Source organism: Plantactinospora soyae (assembly GCF_014874095.1).
GTDB classification, from domain to species: domain Bacteria; phylum Actinomycetota; class Actinomycetes; order Mycobacteriales; family Micromonosporaceae; genus Plantactinospora; species Plantactinospora soyae.
On the sequence record NZ_JADBEB010000001.1, the window covers coordinates 3,265,805 to 3,288,130 of the forward strand.

Here is a 22,326-nt window from a genome sequence, read left to right on the forward strand (position 1 = left end):
GCGGCGGGACAGGCCACCCGCCGATCAGGTTTCGTCGGTCGCGTCGTACTCGGCGGGAACCTTGTACGCACCGGCCCGGCGGGCGCCGGCGGTGACCGTCGGGTCCGGCGGGCGCCGGAGGTGGTGCTCGGTGACGGCCTGGTACGCGGCGACGACCGCGAGCAGCCGCTCCTCGCCGAACGGCGGCGCGCCGAGGGTCGTGCCCCGGGGTACGGTCAGCCCGGTCGTGCCGTCCACCCCGGTCCCGTACGGGAAGGCGATCAGCGGCAGGCCGATCCCATCGAAGACGGTGCCGGTGAGGAACACGTCGCACCTGTCGAAGATGCCGGTGAGCACCAGGTGCAGGAACTGGTAGCGGGCCTGGAGCATCTTCATGTAGTTGTCGGAGCTGCGGAACATCCCGTTGAGGAAGCCCGGCAGCCGGTCGGCGAAGAGGCTGACGTCCCGGCGTAGCTGTGGCAGGAACATGTTGGTGGCCTCGCCAGCGGTGCTGGAGAGCCCGGAAAGCAGGTCCCAGTCGGCCGGGTAGGGCAGCTCGCTGACCCGACAGCCGACCGAGGTGAGGGTCTGCAACAGTTGCTGCCGCAGCGCCAGGGTCTCCGGGTTCGACCCGTCGAGGAAGTCCGGCGGGTAGCCGACGGTGGTCGCCCAGCGCACCTTCGGCCGCCCCCTGTACCGGTGGACGGTGGCCGCCTTGACCAGGTTCGGCACCGGCGGCATCCCGAGGGTACGCGGATCGTTACGGTCCGGTCCGGCGAATGACTGCAACATGATGGCGGCATCCATCGCGTCCCGGGCCAGCGGGCCGGGATGATCCCGGGTGAAGGTCAGCGGGATGATGCCGTACAGCGAGGCCCGACCGAAGGTCGGCTTCAGTCCGGTGAGGTTCTGCGCGGTCGACGGGCTGGTGATCGAGCCACCGGTCTGGGTGCCGGTGCCGGAGGTGGCGAGCCGACCGGCGACGGCGGTGGCGGTGCCGCCGCTGGACCCGCTCGGGCTGTACCGGATGTCGTCGGGGGTCCAGGCGTTCACCGTGGTCGCCGTGCCGTCGGGGAGCCGGGCCCGGCCGGAGGCGAGTGGGCCCATCGCCGCCTTGCCCATCATGATCGTGCCGGCGGCCCGAAGTCGGGCGTGCACGGTCGAGTCGTACTCGGGGACGAAGCCGGCATAGACCGGGGACATTCCGGTGGTCGGAATGTCCTTGGTGTAGAAGTTGTCCTTCTCCGCCGTGACGATGCCGGCCAGCGGCGTCGACCTCGACGTGATCTTCACCCGGCGGGCCGAGGCGAGCAGTTCCGCGTTGCCGGGGCGCCACAGGTATGCCTGGTAGACGCTGTCGTACCGGTCCAGCCGGTCCAGATAGGACTCCATCAGCTCGACCGGGTCGAGCAGCCGGCGCCGGAACGCCGCAGCGGCCTCGCTGATGGTCAGCTCGGTCGGGTCGAGCAGCGCGGCCCGACGGATCGTCGGCGCGTACGCCGTCTCCCAGACACTGCCGGCGGACCCGCCGCCGCCGTGCGCGAGCACGGGCGCGGCGAGGGCCCCGGCGCCGAGGGCGCCGCCGGCTCCGGCCGCGGCCCACACCCCGGCCATCCGGGACAGGAACCAGCGCCGGTCGACGGTCAGATCCTGGGGTACGGCCTCGGCGTCGTCGCCAGCCGTGCTGGACGTGACCGGAGTGGTGGGTGTGATCGGAGTCGTCGTCACGGCTGGTACGCCCCCGTCCAGATCGACATCGGAGCGGGGTAGAGGACTGCGGCATGCGCCTGCTGGTCGGGGACGTAGTCGGCGTAGCTGACTTCCTGCCGGATGGTGCTCCGGGCGTTGGTCATCACCCGCGCCTGGTCCATCGGTGCGCTCGGATCGTTCTCGGGCAGGGTGGACAGGTCGATGCCGATGAGGGCGAACCGGGTCCTGATGTAGACGTCCAGTTCCGCGTCGGTGGGGGGCGGTGGAATCGCCATGCCATTCCTTCCTCGCTCAGGAACAGTGCGAGGAGTCAAGGCGCCGATTGTTTCGGCGCCACGCGTCACCGGTTGCGGCATGGTCAACAACTGTTTCCGGCCGAGGACGCGGGTGAGACGCGGGCAGTCAGGGATCCGGCGGTATCCAATCGAGAAACCGCACTGCCAGGTCAGCCGGGTCGATCCGTGGCTGGTCCGCCACGGCGACCGCGAGCCGGCTGGACAGGAAGTCTCGCAGCCCTCGTGGATCGCCCCGGTAGCAGACCAGCAACGCCAGCCGCGCGGGTTGGCATGGCCACGCCGCGCCGCATTCGCGGCACAGGAACAGCGGCCTGGTGTGGGTGTGCGCCCGGAACCTCTCGAATGGCCGGCGCATCACGAGCCGGCCGGTCTGGATTGGTCGGGCACGATGTGGCTCAGCCCTGGACGCGCTTGACATGCCGTGCCCGGTCACCCTGCGCGGGCGTCGATCGCCCCGGCCGCTCCGCGAGATGCCCTGTGGTGCACTGGTTCGTCGCCCGCCTGCGGGCTGGCGGGGGTAGGGCGTCCGGGCCCACGATCGAGGGTGCCGACGTACGGACGACCGCCCGGTAGGTCGCGCGGTCGAGCGGGGGCACAACGGGCTCGTACGGCCTCGGAACCAGCTCCACCGAGTCGGGGCAGCGCCAGCGGTACCCACAGCGGCAGCGCAGCCACAGGCGGCGCCAGTCCCGGCGGTGATGTGGGCGGATGCGTCGTCGCGGTCTCATGTTTCCTCCCGTCGCCGGAATGGGGCGGGGGCGGGGCCCAGATCTGACCAAGGACCCGGCACCACCCCCGCCGCAACACCCGTCCGTCCTTCAGATGCCTTGCCGTGGCGGGATCCGAGCGGGTGTGCTGAAGCGATCCTGCATTCCGTGATGGAACAATCACACCGCGCTCCGCTATGGTTTGGCTACGTTCAGTACGTTCCGGTGGGGAGGCGGAATGAACCACGCCCTGCAAGTCGCCATGGTCGAGGCGGGCGAGACGGCCGAATCACTCGCGGGCCAGATAGGCGTAGACCCGAAGACGGCGGCCCGCTGGGTAACCCCCGGACGGATTCCGCAGACGCGGCATCGTGCCCAGGTCGCGGCGGCCGTCGGACGGGACGTAGGGGACCTTTGGCCGGACGTTCTGCGACGTCGCGAACCGATCTGGCTGCGCGAGTGGATCGAATTCGAGCGCGAGGCGCGGTTGCTCCGGTGGTTCGAGCCGGCGTTGGTGCCGGGACTGCTCCAGACCGAGGCGTACGCGCGGGCTGTCCTCGGTTGGGGCGGGCTGTTCAACGCCGACGAGGTGGAGCAGCGTACGCGGTCGCGGATGGAGCGGCAGGCGATCCTGTCCGGGGCGAAGCCGCCACAGTTCTTCGCCATGGTTGACGAGGCCGTTCTCCGTCGCTGTGTCGGCGGGCCGGCGGTCATGGTCGAGCAGTGCGCGCATCTCGTCCGGCTCGCCGAACGGCCGCACGTGAACATCCAGTCGGTGCCGGCCAGCGCCGGGGGACATGTTGGTCTCGCCGGGGGATTCATCCTGGCGAAGGGGCCGAACGGCGAGGCCGCGCACCTTGACGATCGGCTCCGCGCGCACGTCGTCAGCCAGCAGGAAGACATTGATAACCTGGGTGAGGCGTGGGAAGCCATCCGGGCCGTAGCCCTGCCCACGGAACAGACCCTCAGCCTGATCAAGGAAGTGGCAGCGACATGGCAGACCTGACCGGCGCGATCTGGCGGAAGTCGACCCGCAGCAGTAACGGCGGGTCGACCTGCGTGGAAGTGGCGAAGAACCTTCCTGGCGTCGTGGGCGTACGGGACAGCAAGGATCGGCAGGGGCCGGCGTTGACGTTCGGTCCGTCTGCCTGGCGCACCTTCGTCGCCGAGGTTGCCCGGCGCCCCTAGCGGGCGGGCTCTGTCACGGACGGCGGAGACGCGTGGTGTGATGGCGCGGTGAGCAGCGCCGCCGAGGAGACCAACCGCCGGATGCTCCGGGCCCGGGACGCGATGGACCGGGCCTACGCGCAGCCGCTGGACGTTCCGACCCTGGCCCGGATCGCCCACGTGTCGGAGGCGCACTTCACCCGTACCTTCCGGGCCACGTTCGGCGAGACGCCGCACCGCTACCTCCAGCGCCGCCGGGTCGAGCGGGCGATGTTCCTGCTGCGGGAGACGGACCGGAGTGTGACCGACATCTGCTTCCAGGTCGGCTTCGGCAGCCTGGGCACCTTCAGTCGTACGTTCCGCGGCATCATCGGCCGGTCCCCGAGGACGTACCGGAAGGAAGCGGTGGCTGCGGACGTACCGACGTGCTTCACGATGGCCTGGCTGCGGCCGAGCGCCTGACCTGCCGGTACCGTCCGACGGCTGAGCGGTTTTGGATAAGTTTCCGGCCGGCTCGCCCCGTAGCGTCATGGACATGCTCAACGCCATCACGCACTCGCAGATATACGTCCTCGACCAGGACGAGGCCCTCGACTTCTACGTCGGCAAGCTTGGTCTGGAAGTCAACGCCGACGTCGATATGGGCTTTATGCGCTGGCTGACCGTCAACGTCCCCGGTCACCCGGAGCGTCAGATCCTGCTGGAGAAGCCGGGCGGTCCGGCGATGTCCGAGGAGACGGCGCGGCAGGTCCGGGAGCTGGTGACCAAGGGCGCGATGGGCGGCCACCTCATCTTCAGCACCGACGACTGCCGCAAGACGTACGAGACGCTCTTGGCCTTGGGCGTCGAGTTCACCGAGGAGCCCACCGAGCGCCCGTACGGGATCGACTGCGGCCTTCGTGACCCCTTCGGCAACAGCATCCGCTTCACCCAGCCGAAGGCGCAGTAGTCCGGATCTCGCACTCGGTCCGGGCCTTCGTCAGTCGGTAGGTGCGCAACGCGCTGGCCCGGGCCGGAGTCGACCCGGGCCAGCGCGGCAGATACGACCGCGACGCTGGTTACATCCGGTTCGGGGCGGCGATACCGAGCAGGTACAGGCCCTGCCGGAGGACCCGGGCGGTGAGGTCGCAGAGCGCGAGCCGGCTGTCCCGTACCTCGGCCTCGGCGCGCAGCACCGGACAGTGCTCGAAGAAGCCGTTGAAGGCGACCGCGACCGCGTGCAGGTGCCCGGCCAGCCGGTGGAACTCCAGGGTCTGCTCCACGGTACCGATGACCGCGCCGAAGTCGAGCAGTTCGATGGCGAGGGCCCGTTCGGCCGGCTCGGTGACCGAGATCGGGCCGCCGCTGGTTGGTGCACCGCTGGTCGTACCGCTGCCGCCGAGCTGCGTACTGCCCGCGCGCCGGAAGATGGACTGGATCCGGGCGTGCGCGTACTGGAGGTACGGGGCGGTGTTGCCGTTGAGCGCGAGCATCCGGTCCCAGTCGAAGACGTAGTCCCTGGTCCGGTCGTTGGAGAGGTCGGCGTACTTGACCGCACCGATCCCGACGGCCCGAGCGACCTCGGCGACCGTTGCCGGGTCCAGGTCGGGATTCTTCTGTCGGGCGAGGTCGCCGGCCCGGGTCACCGCCTCGTCGAGCAGGTTGACGAGTTTGACGGAGTCACCGGCCCGGCTGGCCAGCATCTTGCCGTTCGCGCCGAGCACCGAGCCGAAGCCGACGAACTCGGCCCGAGCCGGTGGCCGCAACCAGCCGGCCTGCCGGGCAACCGCGTACACCATCTCGAAGTGCTGCCGCTGGGGCAGGCCGACGACGTAGAGCAGCCGGGTGGCGCCGAGGTCCCGGAGCCGGTACCGGATCGCGGCGAGGTCGGTGGCGGGATAGCCGTACCCGCCGTCGCGCTTGCGGACGATGAGCGGCAGCGGCTCGCCGTCCCTGCCGACGAATCCGGTCGGGAAGACGCAGGCGGCGTCGCCGCTGTCGGTGAGCAGGCCGAGCCGGTCGAGTTCGTCGGTGACCGGGCCCAGCCGTTCGTTGTAGTAGCTCTCGCCGACGAAGTCCCGTTGGCTCAGCAGGACGCCGAGCCGGTCGTAGACGGCCAGGAAGTACGCCTCCGACTCGGCCACGAGCAGCCGCCACAACCGCAGCGTCTCCTCGTCACCGCCCTGTAGCGCGACCACCCGGTGCCGGGACCGCTGCCGGAACGCCTCGTCGGCGGTGAACTTGACCCGGGCGGCCTTGTAGAACGAGTCGAGATCGCCGATCGACAGTTCGTGAGCCGCTGAGGACTCGCCCAGGTCGAGCAGGTGCTCGATCAGCAGCCCGAACGGCGTACCCCAGTCGCCCAGGTGGTTGGCCTTGATCACCCGGTGCCCGAGCCAGTCCAGCAGCCGTACGGTCGCGTCGCCGATGATGCTCGACCGTAGATGCCCGACGTGCATCTCCTTGGCGACGTTCGGCCCGGAGTAGTCCACCAGCACCGTTTCCGGGGCGCCGGCCGGGGCGGCGCCGAGCCGGGAGTCGCCGGCCATCCCGGAGAGCAGCGAGCCGAGCAGTTCGTCGGCCACCGTCAGGTTGACGAACCCGGGGCCGGAGACCCGCGCCGCCGAACAGAGGTCGGTCAGCTCGGCCCGGTCGAGGACCTCGGCGGCGATCTCCCGGGGTGCCCGGTCGAGCCGGCGGGCCAGGGCCAGTGCCCCCTCGGCCTGGAAGTCGGCGTGCCGCGACCGCCGGACCACCGGGTCCACCGGCTCGTCGGCCACGGCCGCGAACGCCTGTGTCAACCGCTCGGTCAGCAGGTCCTTCAGATTCATGACGGTACGCCGATCTCGCTCCGGCCCCGGGCGGGAGCCGGGGCACGTTCTCAAAGGGGGAGCGGATCGATCGGCAGACGGTCGCGGCGGCGGATCGGTCCGCCGGTCGCAACGGGATGGTCAGCGCAGGCGGTCGCGGAGGGCTCGGCGAGGAGCCACGGATCGCCGTCGGGGACTGGCCATGGAGCGCAGGCTACCGGCCCGGTGCCGCCAACGCCCGCGATTTACCTCTCGCGCCGGTGCGACGCCGGGCAACGTCATGATTCTTGGCGAACTGGGGTCGGCAGCCAACCGCAGTTCGCCAAGAATCATGACAGCGTCGTTGACGCGGACGACTCCTCGCGGCCGGGGCCGGCTGCGATCAGGAGACCTTGTTCGGCAGCGGTACGTCGCGGACGACCGTCCAGGTCAGCGCGAGGCCGATCAGGAAGGCCAGCAGGCCGGCGCCGATCACCAGTCCGAGCGGCTGTGGCGCGTCCGGGGACACCACCCGGTCGACGATCGGCAGATCCAGTTCGGTGCCGAGAACGCCCTGGGTGAGTACGACCAGGGCGACGCCCACCGGAATCGTGAGCAGCCCACCGGCCCGCCATCGGTAGAAGCCGGCGCTGATGAATGTGCCCGCGGCCATCCAGGTCAGCAGTTCGAGCAGGTGTTCCAGGAAGACGAGGTGCAGTTGGGTGGGCTCGCTGAACAGGTGAGAGCGGTCCAGCACCTGTTCCCAGCCGACCAGGTGGTAGATCCCCCGCTCGGCCAGGTAGCCGAGTGTGATCATGGCGGCCACCGCCGGCGCCATCAGACTGACGGTGATGCCGGCATGTACGGCGAACCGGCGGCGGGTCTGCCCGTGCGCGACGTACATCGGCAGGAACGTGGTGATCAGTCCCACCCCGACGAACAGCGCGTACCAGCGGGGCGCCAGGCTGCCCTTCTCCCAGGCGCTCGAGGTGACCTCGCCGAAGATCGCGACACCCACCACGATCAGCGCGACGATCGTGACGAGGGCGCCCCAGAGCCACAGCGCGACGTACAGGTTGGCGGCCAGGAGGCGGCTCGGGAATCTCATCGGGGCCCTCCGGTGAGGTGGACGAACAGGTCCTGCATCGCGATCGGCTCCAGTTCCAGCCCGGCCTCGACGGCCTGGCGCCGCTGATCCTCGTCGAGGTCGCCGTAGACCATCGTCGACCTGGTCGGGCCGAGTTGGCGGGAGCCCAGCACGGTCAGTCCGCTGGTGAAGGCGTCGACCTGCTCGGCGGGCCCGGTCACGGCACGACCCCGGGACAGCAGCGTCTCGGTCTCCTCGTGCACCAACAGCTTGCCGCGATCGATGATCAGGACCTCCTCGAACAGCGAACTGATCTCCTCGATCAGGTGTGCCGAGAGGATGATCGTGCGGGGGTGCAGCATGTAGTCGGCGAGCATCGCCTCGTAGAACGCGTACCGGGACGGCACGTCCATGCCCAGGTACGACTCGTCGAAGATCGTCAGCGGCGCCCGGCTGGCCAGCCCGATCACCACCCCCATCGCCGACTGCTGGCCCTTGGACATCTCGCTGACCTTCGACTTCGGCTTCAGCTCGAATCTGTCCATCAGGGATCGGGCGTAGTCGCCGTCCCAGTTCGGGCGCAGCCATTCGGCGAAGTAGACGGCGTCCTCGGCCGTGCCGATCTTCACCGTCTCACCGCCGTCCCGGATCATGATGATGTCCCGGGTGACCTCGCCGTTCTCGAAGACCGGTCGGCCGTCGACCCGTACGCTGCCGGCGGACTCCCGCCGGAAGGCGGCCAGTACGGAGAGCAGGCTCGTCTTGCCCGAACCGCTGCGACCGAGCAGCCCGTAGATCTTGCCGCCCGCCAGGTTGAAGGTCAGTCCGTCCAACGCGGTGGTGTCGCCGTAGCGCAGCACCAGACCCTCGACATCGATTCTCATCGCTGCTCGTGCTCCTCGATCCGACGCACCACGTCCTGGAGCGGAATGCCGATGGCCCTGGCCTCGGTGATCATCGGCTCGACCACCTTGGCGAAGAAGCTCTCCCGGCGTTCGGCCCGGAGCGTGTCCCGGGCGTCCGGGCTGACGAACATGCCGATACCTCGTTTCTTGTAGAGGACGCCCTCGTCGACCAGCTGCTGGAACGCCTTGGCCGCGGTCGCCGGGTTGATCCGGTAGAAGGTGGCGTACTGGGTGGTGGACATGACCTGGTCGTCGCCCTTCAGTGCCCCGCTCAGCACGTCAGCCTTGATCCGGCTGGCGATCTGTCGATAGATCGGACTCCGGTCGTCGAACATGTCAACCCGCTTCTCTGGTTCTTTACTCTACCGAAGAACCATAGAAGCAGACCGCGCCGGACGTCAATCCCCGTCCCGGCGCCGGGTTGATGTCGGTGGTCGCGATGGCGGCGCCATCGAGATGCCGGTGGGCGGTGTCGCCCGAGCGGGGTTTACACATGTAGATCATCGTCATATGGTTATGGCGTGAGCATGCGAATGCGGGAACCGACGTACTTCATCCTGGCCGCGCTACAGGACGAGCCGTTGCACGGCTACGCGATCATGAGTCGGGTTCAGGAGGTGTCCCAAGGTCGGATCAGGCTGGCCACCGGGACGCTCTACGCCGCGCTCGACCGACTCTCCGGCGAGCAGCTCGTCCGAGTCGTCGACGAGCAGGTGGTCAACGGCCGGGCCCGGCGCTACTACGAGCTGACCGACGAGGGTCGGGTGGCACTGCGCGCCGAGGCGGACCGGATGGTCGAGGCGGCCCGGATCGTCACCGAACACCGCGGCCGTCCGTCACTGGTACGCCCGACGGTGGCACCGGCATGACCGGCCGGGACGACGAGCGATTCGCGTCGGGCCACGAACCCGGCGGGCGCGCCGGCCAACGACGGGAGAGGCGTTATCAGCGACTCCTGTTGCTGTACCCGAGGTGGTACCGCGAGGAGCGGGGCGCGGAGATGCTCGCGACACTGACGCAGGCCGCCGAGTCGGGGTCGGCGCCTCCGGCCCGGCGGGAGATCGGGGCGCTGGTACTGGGTGCGCTGCGTACCCGGGTCGGAGCGAACATGACCGGATCCCCGGGGCAGCTCTGGCTCTCGGCGTTGCGGGTGGCGGTCCTGCTGCTGGTGGCGTACGCGACGGCCTCCTCGGTGCCTCCTGCCGGCGGCGGTCTCGCCGGTCTGCTGGCGAACTGGGACCTGTTCGAGCTCGGCGCCGTGACAGTTGGGGCGTTCGCCGTCGCCGCATTGGCCCAGGGCCGTTACCGACTCGGGCTCGTCCTCGCCGTGGCGATGGTCGTCCTCGAGCGGTGGCAGGGCCTCTGGATCGGGTTCGGCTTCCTGCTGCGGAGTGACGGGGTCTGGCTTGTCCTGGTGGCGACGCTGCTGACGCTGCCGCTGCTCCGGCGTCCTCCCGCCGTGGGCCGACAGCCGCTGGCCTGGCTGCTCGCCATCCCGCTCACGCTGGTCTTCCTACCGACGGCGTTCTCCGCGTCGACCTACCTGCACCCGATCTACCTGGTGGCCGTCGGGGTCGGCCTGCTGCTCTGGTCGGTGGTCGACGTGCGGGCCCTGATCGGCTCGGCCGCGATCCTGCTCGCCACCGCCCTGTCGCTGGTCAGCCACAGCCTCTCGCAAGAGCCGGGCGGGCGGACCTGGACGCCACTCTGGCTCGGCTATCTCGGCGTGACCGCCGTGCTGGTCGGCATCGGGGCCGTGCGGATCCGGCAGCAGGCCCGGCTGTAACGGCTGGGCCTCGTACTCACCCCCGGGTAGAGCCCCCGCTACCTTCGACAGGTGGGGTGGGGACGGTCTGGATCATCCGCCCGTACGGTGGGGCGATGACGGACCGGTTGCGCGTACTGATCTCCGCCGACCTGGAGGGCGTCTCCGGGATCGTGCACGTCGTCGAGACCAACCCCGGGGGCTACGACTACGAACGCGGTCGAGCACTGATGACGGCCGAGGTCAACGCCGCCGTCGCCGGGGTGCTGGACGCCGTACCGGACGCCGACGTTCGGGTCGCGGACGCGCACGGGACGTTCCGGAACCTGCTGCCCGAGGAACTGGACCGGCGGGTCCGGCTGATCCGCGGCAAGCCCCGTCCACTGGGCATGATGGCCGGACTCGAAGCCGGCGTCGACGCGGTGCTGTTCATCGGGTACCACGCCAGGGCCGGCGCCGGTCCTGGCGTACTGGCCCACACGATCAGTGATGCCGTGCTCGACGTACGGCTCCAGGGGGCGTCGGTGGGGGAGATCGGACTCAACGCCGCCCTCGCCGGCCACTTCGGCGTACCTGTCGTGCTGGGCAGCGGCGACGACGCCGCCTGCGCCGAACTCCGGGCCCTGGTGCCGGCCGCCGTCACGGTCGAGGTCAAGCGGGCGCTCGGCCAGGCCGCGGCCGAGACGCTGCATCCGCAGGAGGCCCGGGACCGGATCCGCCGGTCCGCCGCCGAGGCGATCGGTCGACGGAACCGGGTACGGCCGGTGCCGACCGGTGGACCGGTCGAAACCGAGATCGACCTGTACGGCCCGTACACCGTCGACCTCGCCACGCTGGTGCCCGGGGTCTCGCGCGCCCCCGGAGGCCGGACGGTCACCTTCACCGGCGAGGACATCGTGGCGGCGTACCGGCTGATCCAGCTCGTGGTCCAGCTCGGCCAGATCAAACCCGGCTGACCGGCCCTGTCCCGGCGCCGGACCAGCGGGGAAAATCTGTAATCCGCAGGCCGCCACCGCGTCTCCTGATCGGAAGCGCCACGGCGGCGGGTGCGCCGGGGCGGGATGGTCTCCGGCGCGGCCCGGCGACGTCGGCAAGCGATGGAAGTGAGGCAACCATGTCCGGAACCGGCCGGATCGGGCCCGACACCCGGATGGTCGTCGCGGCCCGTGCGGGCGATCCGCGTGCCCTCGACGCGCTGGTGGCCAGCTCGCTGCCGCTCGTCTACAACATCGTCGGGCGGGCGATGAACGGGCACGCCGACACCGACGACGTGGTCCAGGAGACCCTGCTCAGGTTGGTGCGGCACCTGTCCGAACTGCGCGATCCGGCAGCCTTCCGCTCCTGGCTCGTGGCCATCGCCGTCCGGCAGGTCCGGGACTGGCAGCAGCGCTGGACGACCACCCAGGCCAGTCAGGCCACCGGGGCCGTGCCGGGCAGCCCGGACGACGTACCCGACCCGGGCGCCGACTTCGCCGAGGTGACCATCCTCCGGCTCGGTCTCACCGACCAGCGCCGCGAGGTCGCCGAGGCGACCCGCTGGCTCGACCCGGACGACCGGGAACTGCTCGCCCTGTGGTGGCTGGAGGAGACCGGCGAACTGAACCGCGCCGACCTCGCCGCGGCGCTCGGACTCTCCGGCGAGCACACGGCCGTCCGGGTACACCGGATGAAGGAACAACTGCACACCGCCCGTACGGTCGTCCGCGCGCTGCGGGCCCGACCCGGCTGCCCCGACCTGTACGCCGCCACGGCCGATTGGACCGGCGAGCCCGGCCCGCTGTGGCGCAAGCGGCTGTCCCGGCACATCCGGGACTGCGTCCGGTGCCTGCGCCAGGACGCCGACCTGCTCCCCGTCGACCGCCTGCTCGCCGGGCTGCCGCTGCTGCCCCTGCCGGCGGGACTCGCCGAGCAGTTGTCGGCCGTGACCGCCGGTTCCACCGCCGGCACCGTCGTCGGCCCGGTTTCCGGACCGACCGCTGCCTATCCGAGCATCGGGCAGTCGGGCGCGTCGCATTCCGGTGCCGCGCCGTCCGCAGCCTCGCACGCGGCGCCGTCGGGCGGGCTCGGCAAGGTGTTCGGGATGGGGGCACACGGGGTGGCCGGGCCCGTGACGGTCGCGGCGGCGGTCGCCGGCCTCGTCGTGGCGGTCCTGCTGGCGGTGCAGATGACCAAGCCCTCGGCACCGGAGAGCACGGCCGCCGACCAGGCGGGCGGCGCCACCGCCACGGCCAGCCCGACGCCGACCCCCACGGTCAGCGGGGTCACCCCGACACCACGCCGGGCCACCCCGACGCCGACGGCCCGGACCTCGACCCGGGCCGCCGTACCCGCCGGACCGGCCCGGACCTCGGACAAGAAGGGCGTCGCGGTCTGGAACTTCTCCGGGGTCAGCCAGGCGCTCGGCCAGTCGAAGGCGAGTTGGTACTACACCTGGTCCACGCACCACCAGGGGATCAGCACCCCGAGCGGGGTGGACTTCGTGCCGATGATCTGGGGCCGGGACAACGTCGACAGCCGCAGCATCGCCCAGGCCAAGAGCGCCGGGCCGTACCTGCTCGGCTTCAACGAGCCGGACATGGCCGGCCAGGCGAACATGAGCGTGGACGAGGCGCTGACCCTGTGGCCGAAGCTCGCCGCCACCGGAAGCACCCTCGGCAGTCCGGCCGTCGCCTTCGGCGGCGCCACCCCGGGCGGCTGGCTCGACCGGTTCATGTCCGGTGCGAAGTCGCGCGGCCACCGGGTCGACTTCATCGCACTGCACTGGTACGGCGGAGACTTCGTCACCGCCAACGCCGTGTCCCAGCTCAAGCAGTACCTACAGGCGGTGTACCAGCGCTACCGGCTACCGATCTGGCTCACCGAGTACGCCCTGATCGACTTCTCCGACGGAAAGGTGCGGTTCCCGAGCCAACAGCAGCAGGCGGCCTTCGTCACCGCCTCCACCAAAATGCTGGGCGGCCTGTCGTACCTGCACCGGTACGCCTGGTTCGGCCTGCCCGCCACGGACAAGGACCTCAGTGGACTGTTCCGCAGCGGCACCCAGCCGACGGAGGTGGGGCGGGCCTTCCGGGCGGCCGGCTGAACCGGACGACCGCCACCGTACGGGTGCACCGGATGCCTCCCCGCTATCGTTGAACCTGCCTTGAGACTTATCCTGGGTGTGGACCTGGCCTTCATCCGGCCAACTTTCAAACAGCGGGGGATACCGTGCCCGGTGGGCGACTTCGGCCGGTCGATCTGGCCCGCGAACACGGCCTCTCCACCCAGGCGATCCGGAACTACGAGGACGCGGGCATCCTGCCACCGGCGGACCGGACACCGAACGGCTACCGGATCTACACCCCGCTGCACGCCCAGGCGCTCCGGGTCTTCGGGGCCCTGGTACCGGCACACGGCCACGCAACCGCGACGGAGATCATGCGGGCCGTGAACCAGGACTCCGTACAGGACGCGCTCACGCTGGTCGACGAGAGCCACGCGCAGTCGCTACAGGACCGGCACACGTTGCTGGCGGTCGAAAGGGCCCTGCACGACCTGACGGCGACGGAACTGCCCGTTCCGACCCAGGCCGGGGTGACGTTCGTCGGCCCTCTCGCCCGGCGACTGGGGATCCGCCCCGCCACCCTGCGCAAGTGGGAGCGGGCCGGCCTGGTCCACCCGCACCGGGAGCCGAGGACGGGCTACCGCGTCTACGCCCCGGCGGACGTCCGCGACGCCCAGTTGACACACCAGCTGCGTCGCGGCGGATATCTTCTCCGCCAGATCGCCCCGCTGCTGGACCAGGTGCGGGCGGCCGGCGGGGTGGGTCCGCTGGAGACCGCCCTGACCGCGTGGCGGGACCGGTTGACCACGCGCAGCGTCGCCATGCTGGCGGCTGCCGGGGAACTCCACACCTACCTGGCGCAGCGGCCCTCGGCATCGCGTTGAGGACCCGAATCGACTTGCCCGGCGGCGACTCCGTACCCATTCTGCTGCGGTGGACATGACGCTCGGGAAGAACGCGATGCCGCGTACGGTGGCCGAGGCGGAAGCCGTACAGGATCGGCTACGGCCGTTGGTCGATCTGGTGGGGCCGGGGCCGACCGCGCCCCGGACGGTGGCCGGCCTCGACGTGGCGTACGCCGAGGACGGCGACCGGCTCGCCGCCGCCGTGACGGTGCTCGACGCCGACACCCTGGCCGTGCTGGACACGGCGGTGACCATCGGTCGGGCCGCCTTCGACTACGTTCCCGGGCTGTTCGCGTTCCGGGAACTGCCGGCGCTGCTGACGGCGCTGGACCGGTTGACGGTGCAGCCGGACCTGCTGGTCTGCGACGGTCACGGGCTCGCCCATCCACGCCGCTTCGGGTTGGCCTGCCACCTGGGCGTGCTCACCGGTCGACCGGCGATCGGGGTGGGCAAGACCCCGCTGATCGGGGACTGGACCGAACCGGGCCGGCCACGCGGCTCCTGGACGCCGCTGGTCGACGGGACCGAGCCGGTCGGTCGGGTGCTGCGTACCCAGGACGGCGTCAAGCCGGTCTTCGTCTCGGTCGGCCACCGGATGGACCTGGACAACGCCTGCGCGCAGGTGCTCAGGCTGGCTTCCCGGTACCGGTTGCCGGAGACCACCCGGTCCGCCGACCGGCTGTGCCGCGACGAGCTGCGCAGATCCGCCGGACGGGGCTGATCCCATCGGCTCGCCGGCCGGTAGCCGACCGCCGACCCGACCCGTCCGGGCAGATCCGAGGATTCGTTCGATGGCTGGCCGGGCATGACAGAGGTCGGCGTCGGGGCCCCCGGTAGCCTGTGCCCGGACCTGCACTGCGACGAGCGAGGTGAGCATGTCGGTACGGCGTGGAGCGACCTGGCTGGCGACCGTCTGCGTGGCGTTCGGCGCGACGGTGTCGCTGGGTGCGGCTCCGGCCGCCGCCGAGGGTGAGACGGTCCGGGTCCGGGCCCCCAGTGCGTTGAACGCGGGCGGCTCGCCCGGGTCGGTGACGGTGAACGTCTCGATGCGCGGCGGCGACTGTGTGAACGTCCGTACCGGACTCGGCATCCGACTGCCGGGGCTGACCGCCGATCGGGTCGAGGTGCGGGTCGCGGCGGACGGTGACTGGCGTCCGGTACAGGTCTCCGACGGTGCCGACGGGCTGGTCGCCACCCAGCGCACCGCGCCGGACCGACCCGTGCTCTGCGCCCGGAAGAGCGTCTCCAGCCGGTACCGGGTGAGCCTGCTGGCCGGTGCGCCGGCCGGCCGGGTGACGGTGGTGGCGGAGGCGTACACCGCAGCCGGCAGGTTGCTCGGCCGGGACTCCGACACGGCCCGCGTCGGCGGCCGGACCGGGACGACCCCCTCGCCAACCAGGAAGAGTCCCACTACGGAGCCGGTCGAGAGCCCGGTGGCCACCGAGGAGGCTGTGGTGCCAACCCAGGAGGTGGCCGCCGCGCTGCCGAACCAGACCGCCGCGGCGTCGGATTCCGGAACTTCGCTCGGCATCGGTGCGATGGTGATGATCGTCGGCGTCGTGATGGTCGTGATCGGAATCGCCCTGCTGGTGCTGCTCATCCGGCGCGGCCGGACGGATCGCCGTGCTCCGGCCGCTGAGCCGGCCACCGCTGGGCCGCCGGCCGGTGGATGGCAGACCCGCGTTCCGCCGACCCCACGACCGGCGGCGGTGTACGGCGGCGGCGCTGCGAGCGGTGGCGGCGATCCGACGATGATGCTGCCCGGAGGCGGTGACCGGACCGTCGCGCTGCCGACCGGTGCCGATCCGACCATGATGCTGCCCTCGGGCGGCGGTGACCGGACCGTGGCGTTGCCCGGCGCTGGCCGCCCGACTCCGGGGCGACCCGGTGCTGCCGGCCCGACTCCGGGGCGACCCGGTGGCGGCACCCCGACCCTGATCCCCGATCCGAGCGCGGGGCGACCCGGTGGCGGTGACCCGACCCTGATCCTGCCCGCCCGTACGCCGCCCCGGCAGCCCCGCCCGGCCCCGCCGACCCCGTCCGCTTCCGGCTCGCCGACCCCGTCCGCTTCCGGCTCGCCGACCCCGTCCGCTTCCGGGTCGCCGACCCCGTCCGGTCCCGGCTCGCCGATCCCGTCGGCTTCCGGCTCGCCGATCCCGTCGGCTTCCGGCTCGCCAGCCCCGTCCGGTCCCGGCTCGCCGGCTCCCTCCGGTGCCGCGTCGCCGGCTCCGTCGGGCTCCGGGGCGTCGGCCCCCGCCGGTTCCGGGTCACCGACGGCGTCCGATTCCGGTTCGCCGGGGCAGCCGCCGACGGCTCCCGGTCCGGACGCCACCCTGATCCTGCCCACCAATCCGCCGAAGCCGCGCTGAGCCGGCCGCCGGCCCGGCAACCCGTCGGCCCGGCGGGGCGCCCCGTCCACCGCCGATGTCGGCCGGACCGCCGCCCTGCGGCAGCGGAGGCCGGCGGGGGACCCGCGGCCAGGACCCGACCAGCGAAAACCGGCACCCACCAGCGAAAATCAGCAGTACCCAGGCGCGTCGACCAGCTTGCGGCCGACCGGTCGATCGCCTTGGGGCGGGCCACGGCGTTCGGCTCCGATACGCTCAGGCCGTTGACTGGGTGTCCGGGTGAGAGGCGAGATCTTGTCTGATTTGTCCGCTATCGTCAAGGCGTACGACGTCCGTGGCACCGTTCCCGGCCAGTGGGACGAGGCGGCCGCCGAGGCGTTGGGGGCGGCCTTCGCGCAACTCCTGCGTACCTCCGGGGAGCACCGCGACACGGTCGTGATCGCCCACGATATGCGGGAGTCGTCCCCGGGTCTCGCCGCCGCCTTCGCCGACGGGGTCCGGGCGGAGGGGCTGGGCGTGCTCGACGTCGGACTGGGCAGCACCGACCTGCTCTACTACGCCTCGGGCAGCCTCGACCTGCCGGGCGCCATGTTCACCGCCAGCCACAACCCGGCGGCGTACAACGGCATCAAGATGTGCCGGGCCGGGGCCAGGCCGATCGGGCAGGACACCGGCCTCACCGAACTGCGGGACCGGGCCCAGGCACTGCTGGACAAGGCGGAGCCGCGACCGGTCGAGGAGCCCCGCCCGCCACTGCGCCGCCGCGACCTGCTCGCCGAGTACGCCGCCCATCTGCGGACCCTGGTCGACCTGTCCGGGATCCGCCCGCTCAAGGTGGTCATCGACGCGGGGAACGGCATGGGCGGGCACACCGTACCGGCGGTGCTCGGCGCGACGGTTCTGCCGGCCCTGCCGCTGGACATCGTGCCGCTGTACTTCGAACTCGACGGCTCGTTCCCGAACCACGAGGCCAACCCGCTGGACCCGGCGAACCTGGTCGACCTCCAGGCGGCCGTCACCCGGCACGGCGCCGACCTCGGACTGGCCTTCGACGGGGACGCGGACCGCTGCTTCGTGATCGACGAACGGGGCGCGCCGGTCTCCCCGTCGGCGATCACCGCCCTGGTCGCGGTCCGGGAACTGGCCAAGCACCCGGGCGCCACGATCATCCACAACCTGATCACGTCCAGCGCGGTACCGGAGATCGTCCGGGAGCACGGTGGGCAGCCGGTGCGGAGCCGGGTCGGACACTCGTTCATCAAGGCCGACATGGCCCGGACCAACGCGGCCTTCGGCGGCGAGCACTCCGCGCACTACTACTTCCGGGACTTCTGGTTCGCCGACACCGGAATGCTCGCCGCGATGCACCTGCTGGCGGCGCTGGGCGAGCAGGAGGCACCCCTGTCCGACCTGGCCCGGGCCTACCAGCGGTACGCCGCCTCCGGCGAGATCAACTCGACCGTACCGGACCAGCAGGTCAAGCTGGCCGACGTCCGGCGGGCGTACCCGGACGCGGAGACCGACGAGCTGGACGGTCTCACCATGCGCTTTCCCGACGGGGCCTGGATCAACCTGCGCCCCTCCAACACCGAACCGCTGCTCCGACTCAACGTCGAGGCGCCCACCCCGGAACGGATGGCAGCACTGCGCGACGACGTACTCGGGCTGGTTCGCCGATAAGATCCTCCGCGCCGGTCGGACACCGCCGTTCTCGACCGCCCGCACGAACGTGGAAGGAGCCGCACAGTGGCCCTCGACCCGCAGTTGCTGGAGATTCTGGCCTGTCCGGACACGCATCACGCCCCGCTCGACTACGACTCGGCGGCGCAGACCCTGACCTGCACCGAGTGCGGGCGGATCTTCGAGGTACGCGATGACGTACCGGTGCTGCTCCTGGACGAGGCGCGCGGTGGCCCCGCGGAACAGCCGGGTGGAGCCGCCAGCGGCACGACGGACCCCCGGTGATGGACGGTACGGCCGGTCTGCGCGGCCGCCCGGTTGTCGACGACACGCTGCTCGACGACGTCGCCGCGCTGTCCGAGAGCGACCCGGGCGGCATGCTCCGGCACACCGCCGCCGCCGGAGCACAGGTCCGCGAGTCGGCGTCCCTGGCCGCCGAGGCCAACCTCGGGGTCCTCGCCGACGAGGGCCGTCCCCGGGCCGTCATCATCGCCGGCATCGGCACCGCGGCCCGGACCGGCGAGATCCTGGCCACGGTCGCCGGCCCGCGCTGCCCGGTTCCGGTCATCGGGCACCGAAGTGCCGGGGTTCCCGGCTGGGTCGGTGCGGCGGACGTGGTCATCGCGGTCAGCGCCTCGGGGCGCAGCCCGGAGGCGCTCGGCGCGGCCGAGGCCGCGGCCCGGCGCGGGGCCCGGCTGGTCGCGATCGGCGCGCCGGACTCGCAGCTCCAGTCGGTCGCCGAGGGCGCTCGGGCGCCGTTCATCCCGGTGCCCCGCCGGGCGCCGGCCCGGGCCAGCCTGTGGGCGCTGACCGTCCCGGTACTGCTCGCCGCCCGCGCGCTCGGCCTGGTCAAGGTGAACGAGGCGGACCTGGCCGAGACGGCGGCCCGGCTGGACGCCGAGGCCGACCGGTGCCGTCCCTCCGCCGAGTCCTTCGTCAACCCGGCCAAGTCCCTGGCGCTGGGGCTGGCCGGCTCGGTGCCGATCGTCTGGGGCTCGTCCCCGCTGGCGACGGTGGCGGCCCGACGGTTCGGCGACACGCTCTCGGCGAACGCGCGGTACCCGGTGGTGGCCGGTGCGCTCGGCGAGGCGGGCCGGGGTCGGGTGGGCCTGCTCGACGGGGTCTTCGGCGGCCTCGCCGAAACGAGCCGGGACATCTTCGCCGACCCCGGGAACGAGCCGACGGGGACCAGGCTGCGGCTGGTGCTGCTCCGGGACGGCGGCCTCAACGCCGACGACGACTCCGACGAGCCGTTCGTGGTGGAGGAGCGCCGGGCCGACGCGGTGCAGACCCTCGCCGAGCGGCGGGGTGTGCGCTGCGACGTGGTCACCGCCGAGGGCGGATCCGCCCTGGAGCGGCTCGCCTCGCTGACCGCGGTACCCGACTTCGCCTCGATCTATCTGGCCCTGGCCCACGGCCTCGACCCGATGGCGGTACCGGCCATCACCGAGATGAAGGAGCTCTCCAACCCGTGAGCGAGCAGACCACCTGGCCCGGCGCCGCCGTGGCCCAGGACCCCGCCCGACGGAGCGAGGTGGGGACATGAGCGCGGGCGGGGGTACCAGGGCGATCCTGGCCGCGCTCTTCGCCAACCTGGGCATCGCGGTCACCAAGCTCGTCGCGTGGGGTCTGACCGGCTCCTCGTCGATGCTCGCCGAGTCGATCCACTCGTTGGCCGACTCCGGCAACCAGGCGCTGCTGCTGCTCGGCGGGCGCCGGGCCACCCGCCGCGCCACCCCGCAACACCCCTTCGGGTACGGCCGCGAGCGGTACATCTACGCGTTCATCGTCTCCATCGTGCTGTTCAGCGTCGGCGGGCTCTTCGCGCTCTACGAGGCGTACCACAAGTACCACGAGCAGCAGGTGGACGGCCCGCACGGCATCGACAGCTGGCACTGGGTGCCGCCGACCGTGCTGGTGATCGCGATCATCCTGGAGTCGTTCTCGTTCCGGACCGCGATCAAGGAGTCGAACCTGGTCCGGGGCAAGGCGTCCTGGAAGGAGTTCGTCCGCCGGGCGAAGGCCCCGGAGCTGCCGGTGGTGCTGCTGGAGGACCTCGGCGCGCTACTCGGTCTGATCTTCGCCCTGGTGGGTGTCTCGATGACCCTGGCCACCGACAACGGGTACTGGGACGCGGCCGGCACGGCGGCGATCGGCCTGCTGCTGGTCACCATCGCCGTCATCCTGGCGATCGAGACCAAGAGCCTGCTGCTCGGCGAGGCGGGCAGCCCGGAGGACGTGAAGAAGATCGAGCAGGCGATCGTCGCGGGTTCCGAGGTCGAGCGGATCATCCACATGAAGACGCTGCACCTGGGTCCGGAGGAGCTGCTGGTGGCGGCCAAGGTGGCGGTACGGCCGTACGCCACGGCGGCCGAGCTGGCCGAGGGGATCAACTCGGTCGAGGCGCGGATCCGCAACTCCGTGCCGATCGCCCGGGTCATCTATCTGGAGCCGGACATCTACCGCAACGTGGAACAGCCCGCCGACGGGGTTCCGGAGCTCAAGGAGACCTGAGTGGAGCCGCTTCACGGCCGGATCCGTGACTACGCGTGGGGATCGCGTACGGTGCTGGCGCAGTTGCAGGGCCGGCCCGCGCCGAGCGCGGGACCCGAGGCCGAACTGTGGCTCGGCGCCCACCCCGGTGACCCGAGTACGGTGCACCGCGGCGGGGCGCCGCTGAGCCTGGTCGACGCGTTCGCCACCGACCCGGGGCGCTGGCTCGGCGCCGACGTGATCGACCGGTTCGGGCAGCGCCTGCCGTTCCTGCTCAAGGTGCTGGCCCCGGAGGCGCCGCTGTCGCTACAGGCGCATCCGGACGCCGAGCAGGCCCGGGCCGGTTACGCCGCCGAGATGACGGATCCGGAGCTGACCCACCGCAACTACGTCGATCCGTACCACAAGCCGGAGCTGCTGGTCGCGGTCTCGCCGTTCCAGGCCCTCTGCGGTTTCCGGGACCCGAAGCTCTCCGCCGACCTGCTCGACGCCTTCGGGGTGGCCGCGCTCGATCCGGTCGTCGACGCGCTGCGGGCCGGTACGGACGGGCTGCGCGAGGCCGTACGCACGTTGCTCGGCTGGCCGGTGCCGGACCGGGCGGCGCTGGTGGCGGCGGTCGTGGCGGCGGATCTTCCGGAGCAGTACGCCCAGGCCGGTGCGTTGGTCCGCGATCTCGCCGGGCGGTATCCGGCCGACCCCGGTGTGCTGGTCGCGCTCCTGCTCAACCACGTCAGCCTCGCGCCGGGCGAGGCGATCTGGATGCCGGCCGGCAACCTGCACGCCTACCTGTACGGCGCCGGGGTGGAGATCCTGGCGGCCAGTGACAACGTGCTGCGGGGCGGACTGACGCCGAAGCACGTCGACGTGCCGGAACTGCTCCGGGTGCTCCGCTTCGAGGTGCTCGTCGATCCGGTGGTTCCACCGGTCCCGGTCACGCCCGGAGTGGTCACCTGGCCGGTTCCGGTGGACGACTTCGCGCTGCACGGCGTACGCCTCGGCGAGGCGGTGGGGTCGGCCCGGATCGAACTCCGTGGCCCTCGGATCGCGCTCTGCCTGGCCGGCGAGGTGACCGTGGCGGACGGGGCGGGCTCGGCCCGGCTCGGCCCCGGCCAGTCGGCGATCGGCCCGGCGGACGGCGGGCCGCTGACCGTGAGCGGAACCGGAGAGGTCTACGTCGCCTCGGTCGGGCTCGGCTGAGGCAGGTTCCTTCGGGCTCGGCTGAGCCAGGTTCGTGCGGTACGGCCAGAACGCGAGTGCCCACGAAACGGAAATTTGCGGATCAGCTTGACACCTACCTTGCCCAGTGTGACGCTGTGAGTACGCAGCGTTATCGCGACCAAGGTCCGAGACACGCGCGGGGAACCAAACCGGGGGGATGCGCGGGGCGGCCGGAGGCCGGGTGGAAAGTCCGCCCGGAACCGACCGCCCCGCGCGCTGTCCGGCGCCGGCTCACCCCGACTGTCCGGATTGCGA

General features: G+C 71.5%; 23 protein-coding genes. 16 read left to right on the forward strand and 7 right to left on the reverse strand.

Translation table 11 applies throughout. The annotated features are described in order from the left end of the window. Positions 1 to 24 precede the first annotated feature (24 nt). A complete protein-coding gene (locus tag H4W31_RS14605; protein WP_318783203.1) occupies positions 25 to 1,707 on the reverse strand; it encodes an amidase in 1,683 nt (560 codons plus the stop codon). Next, positions 1,704 to 1,964 carry a hypothetical protein gene (locus H4W31_RS14610; protein ID WP_192767158.1) on the reverse strand — a complete coding sequence of 87 codons (261 nt, stop codon included), beginning with the start codon at positions 1,962 to 1,964 and terminating at the stop codon, positions 1,704 to 1,706. Before H4W31_RS14610 ends, H4W31_RS14605 begins: the two co-directional genes overlap by 4 nt. Positions 1,965 to 2,930: 966 nt before the next feature. Between H4W31_RS14610 and H4W31_RS14615 the strand changes: the two genes are divergently transcribed. The 4 genes from H4W31_RS14615 to H4W31_RS14630 all read left to right on the forward strand — a co-directional run bounded on the left by H4W31_RS14615 (position 2,931) and on the right by H4W31_RS14630 (position 4,808). Next, on the forward strand, positions 2,931 to 3,698 hold the full coding sequence (locus H4W31_RS14615; protein ID WP_192767159.1) for a DUF5753 domain-containing protein: 768 nt from the start codon (positions 2,931 to 2,933) through the stop codon (positions 3,696 to 3,698). Then, positions 3,686 to 3,880, forward strand: a complete 195-nt coding sequence (locus H4W31_RS14620) for a DUF397 domain-containing protein (RefSeq protein WP_192767160.1) — start codon at positions 3,686 to 3,688, stop codon at positions 3,878 to 3,880. The genes H4W31_RS14615 and H4W31_RS14620 overlap by 13 nt, the downstream gene beginning before the upstream one ends. A gap of 48 nt (positions 3,881 to 3,928) precedes the next feature. Further along, on the forward strand, positions 3,929 to 4,321 hold the full coding sequence (locus H4W31_RS14625; protein WP_192767161.1) for a helix-turn-helix domain-containing protein: 393 nt from the start codon (positions 3,929 to 3,931) through the stop codon (positions 4,319 to 4,321). A gap of 73 nt (positions 4,322 to 4,394) precedes the next feature. Beyond that, on the forward strand, positions 4,395 to 4,808 hold the full coding sequence (locus H4W31_RS14630) for a VOC family protein (protein ID WP_192767162.1): 414 nt from the start codon (positions 4,395 to 4,397) through the stop codon (positions 4,806 to 4,808). Between the two features lie 109 nt (positions 4,809 to 4,917). Here H4W31_RS14630 and argS read toward each other — a convergent pair whose 3' ends face one another. From argS to H4W31_RS14655, 5 genes are all read right to left on the reverse strand, one after another. After that, a complete protein-coding gene (gene argS, locus H4W31_RS14635) occupies positions 4,918 to 6,669 on the reverse strand; it encodes an arginine--tRNA ligase (protein ID WP_192767163.1) in 1,752 nt (583 codons plus the stop codon). Positions 6,670 to 7,030: 361 nt separating this feature from the next. Beyond that, positions 7,031 to 7,735 (reverse strand): hypothetical protein, encoded by a 705-nt coding sequence (locus H4W31_RS14640; RefSeq protein ID WP_192767164.1) that lies wholly within the window; start codon positions 7,733 to 7,735, stop codon positions 7,031 to 7,033. Continuing rightward, complete coding sequence (locus H4W31_RS14645) at positions 7,732 to 8,598, reverse strand: ATP-binding cassette domain-containing protein (protein ID WP_192767165.1); 867 nt, start codon at positions 8,596 to 8,598, stop codon at positions 7,732 to 7,734. The genes H4W31_RS14640 and H4W31_RS14645 overlap by 4 nt, the downstream gene beginning before the upstream one ends. After that, positions 8,595 to 8,954 (reverse strand): GntR family transcriptional regulator, encoded by a 360-nt coding sequence (locus H4W31_RS14650; RefSeq protein WP_192767166.1) that lies wholly within the window; start codon positions 8,952 to 8,954, stop codon positions 8,595 to 8,597. The genes H4W31_RS14645 and H4W31_RS14650 overlap by 4 nt, the downstream gene beginning before the upstream one ends. Positions 8,955 to 8,976: 22 nt before the next feature. Then, positions 8,977 to 9,129 carry a hypothetical protein gene (locus H4W31_RS14655; protein WP_192767167.1) on the reverse strand — a complete coding sequence of 51 codons (153 nt, stop codon included), beginning with the start codon at positions 9,127 to 9,129 and terminating at the stop codon, positions 8,977 to 8,979. A gap of 17 nt (positions 9,130 to 9,146) precedes the next feature. Here H4W31_RS14655 and H4W31_RS14660 point away from each other — a divergent pair, with 17 nt between their 5' ends. The 12 genes from H4W31_RS14660 (at position 9,147) to manA (ending at position 22,050) form a co-directional block, all read left to right on the forward strand. Next, positions 9,147 to 9,488: a PadR family transcriptional regulator gene (locus tag H4W31_RS14660; RefSeq protein WP_225946612.1), complete on the forward strand. Its 342-nt coding sequence runs from the start codon at positions 9,147 to 9,149 to the stop codon at positions 9,486 to 9,488. Then, entirely contained in the window at positions 9,485 to 10,405 is a 921-nt protein-coding gene (locus H4W31_RS14665) for a hypothetical protein (RefSeq protein WP_192767168.1), read from the forward strand. The genes H4W31_RS14660 and H4W31_RS14665 overlap by 4 nt, the downstream gene beginning before the upstream one ends. Before the next feature lie 95 nt (positions 10,406 to 10,500). Then, complete coding sequence (locus H4W31_RS14670; RefSeq protein WP_192767169.1) at positions 10,501 to 11,340, forward strand: M55 family metallopeptidase; 840 nt, start codon at positions 10,501 to 10,503, stop codon at positions 11,338 to 11,340. Between the two features lie 158 nt (positions 11,341 to 11,498). Then, complete coding sequence (locus tag H4W31_RS14675; RefSeq protein ID WP_192767170.1) at positions 11,499 to 13,466, forward strand: sigma-70 family RNA polymerase sigma factor; 1,968 nt, start codon at positions 11,499 to 11,501, stop codon at positions 13,464 to 13,466. Between the two features lie 125 nt (positions 13,467 to 13,591). Beyond that, the gene (locus H4W31_RS14680) at positions 13,592 to 14,311 is read left to right on the forward strand and encodes a TioE family transcriptional regulator (RefSeq protein WP_192767171.1); all 720 of its coding nucleotides are present in this window, start codon (positions 13,592 to 13,594) and stop codon (positions 14,309 to 14,311) included. A gap of 76 nt (positions 14,312 to 14,387) precedes the next feature. Continuing rightward, complete coding sequence (locus H4W31_RS14685; RefSeq protein WP_225946614.1) at positions 14,388 to 15,053, forward strand: endonuclease V; 666 nt, start codon at positions 14,388 to 14,390, stop codon at positions 15,051 to 15,053. 154 nt (positions 15,054 to 15,207) lie between these two features. After that, on the forward strand, positions 15,208 to 16,701 hold the full coding sequence (locus H4W31_RS43750) for a hypothetical protein (RefSeq protein ID WP_192767172.1): 1,494 nt from the start codon (positions 15,208 to 15,210) through the stop codon (positions 16,699 to 16,701). 273 nt (positions 16,702 to 16,974) lie between these two features. Further along, on the forward strand, positions 16,975 to 18,360 hold the full coding sequence (locus H4W31_RS14695; protein WP_192767173.1) for a phosphomannomutase/phosphoglucomutase: 1,386 nt from the start codon (positions 16,975 to 16,977) through the stop codon (positions 18,358 to 18,360). A 66-nt stretch (positions 18,361 to 18,426) separates the two neighbouring features. Then, positions 18,427 to 18,645 (forward strand): Trm112 family protein, encoded by a 219-nt coding sequence (locus tag H4W31_RS14700; protein WP_192767174.1) that lies wholly within the window; start codon positions 18,427 to 18,429, stop codon positions 18,643 to 18,645. Further along, positions 18,642 to 19,835, forward strand: a complete 1,194-nt coding sequence (locus tag H4W31_RS14705) for an SIS domain-containing protein (RefSeq protein ID WP_192767175.1) — start codon at positions 18,642 to 18,644, stop codon at positions 19,833 to 19,835. Before H4W31_RS14700 ends, H4W31_RS14705 begins: the two co-directional genes overlap by 4 nt. A 67-nt stretch (positions 19,836 to 19,902) precedes the next feature. Beyond that, positions 19,903 to 20,874: a cation diffusion facilitator family transporter gene (locus H4W31_RS14710; RefSeq protein WP_192767176.1), complete on the forward strand. Its 972-nt coding sequence runs from the start codon at positions 19,903 to 19,905 to the stop codon at positions 20,872 to 20,874. Then, positions 20,875 to 22,050 carry a mannose-6-phosphate isomerase, class I gene (gene manA, locus H4W31_RS14715; RefSeq protein ID WP_192767177.1) on the forward strand — a complete coding sequence of 392 codons (1,176 nt, stop codon included), beginning with the start codon at positions 20,875 to 20,877 and terminating at the stop codon, positions 22,048 to 22,050. It begins immediately after the preceding gene. Positions 22,051 to 22,326: the final 276 nt, after the last annotated feature.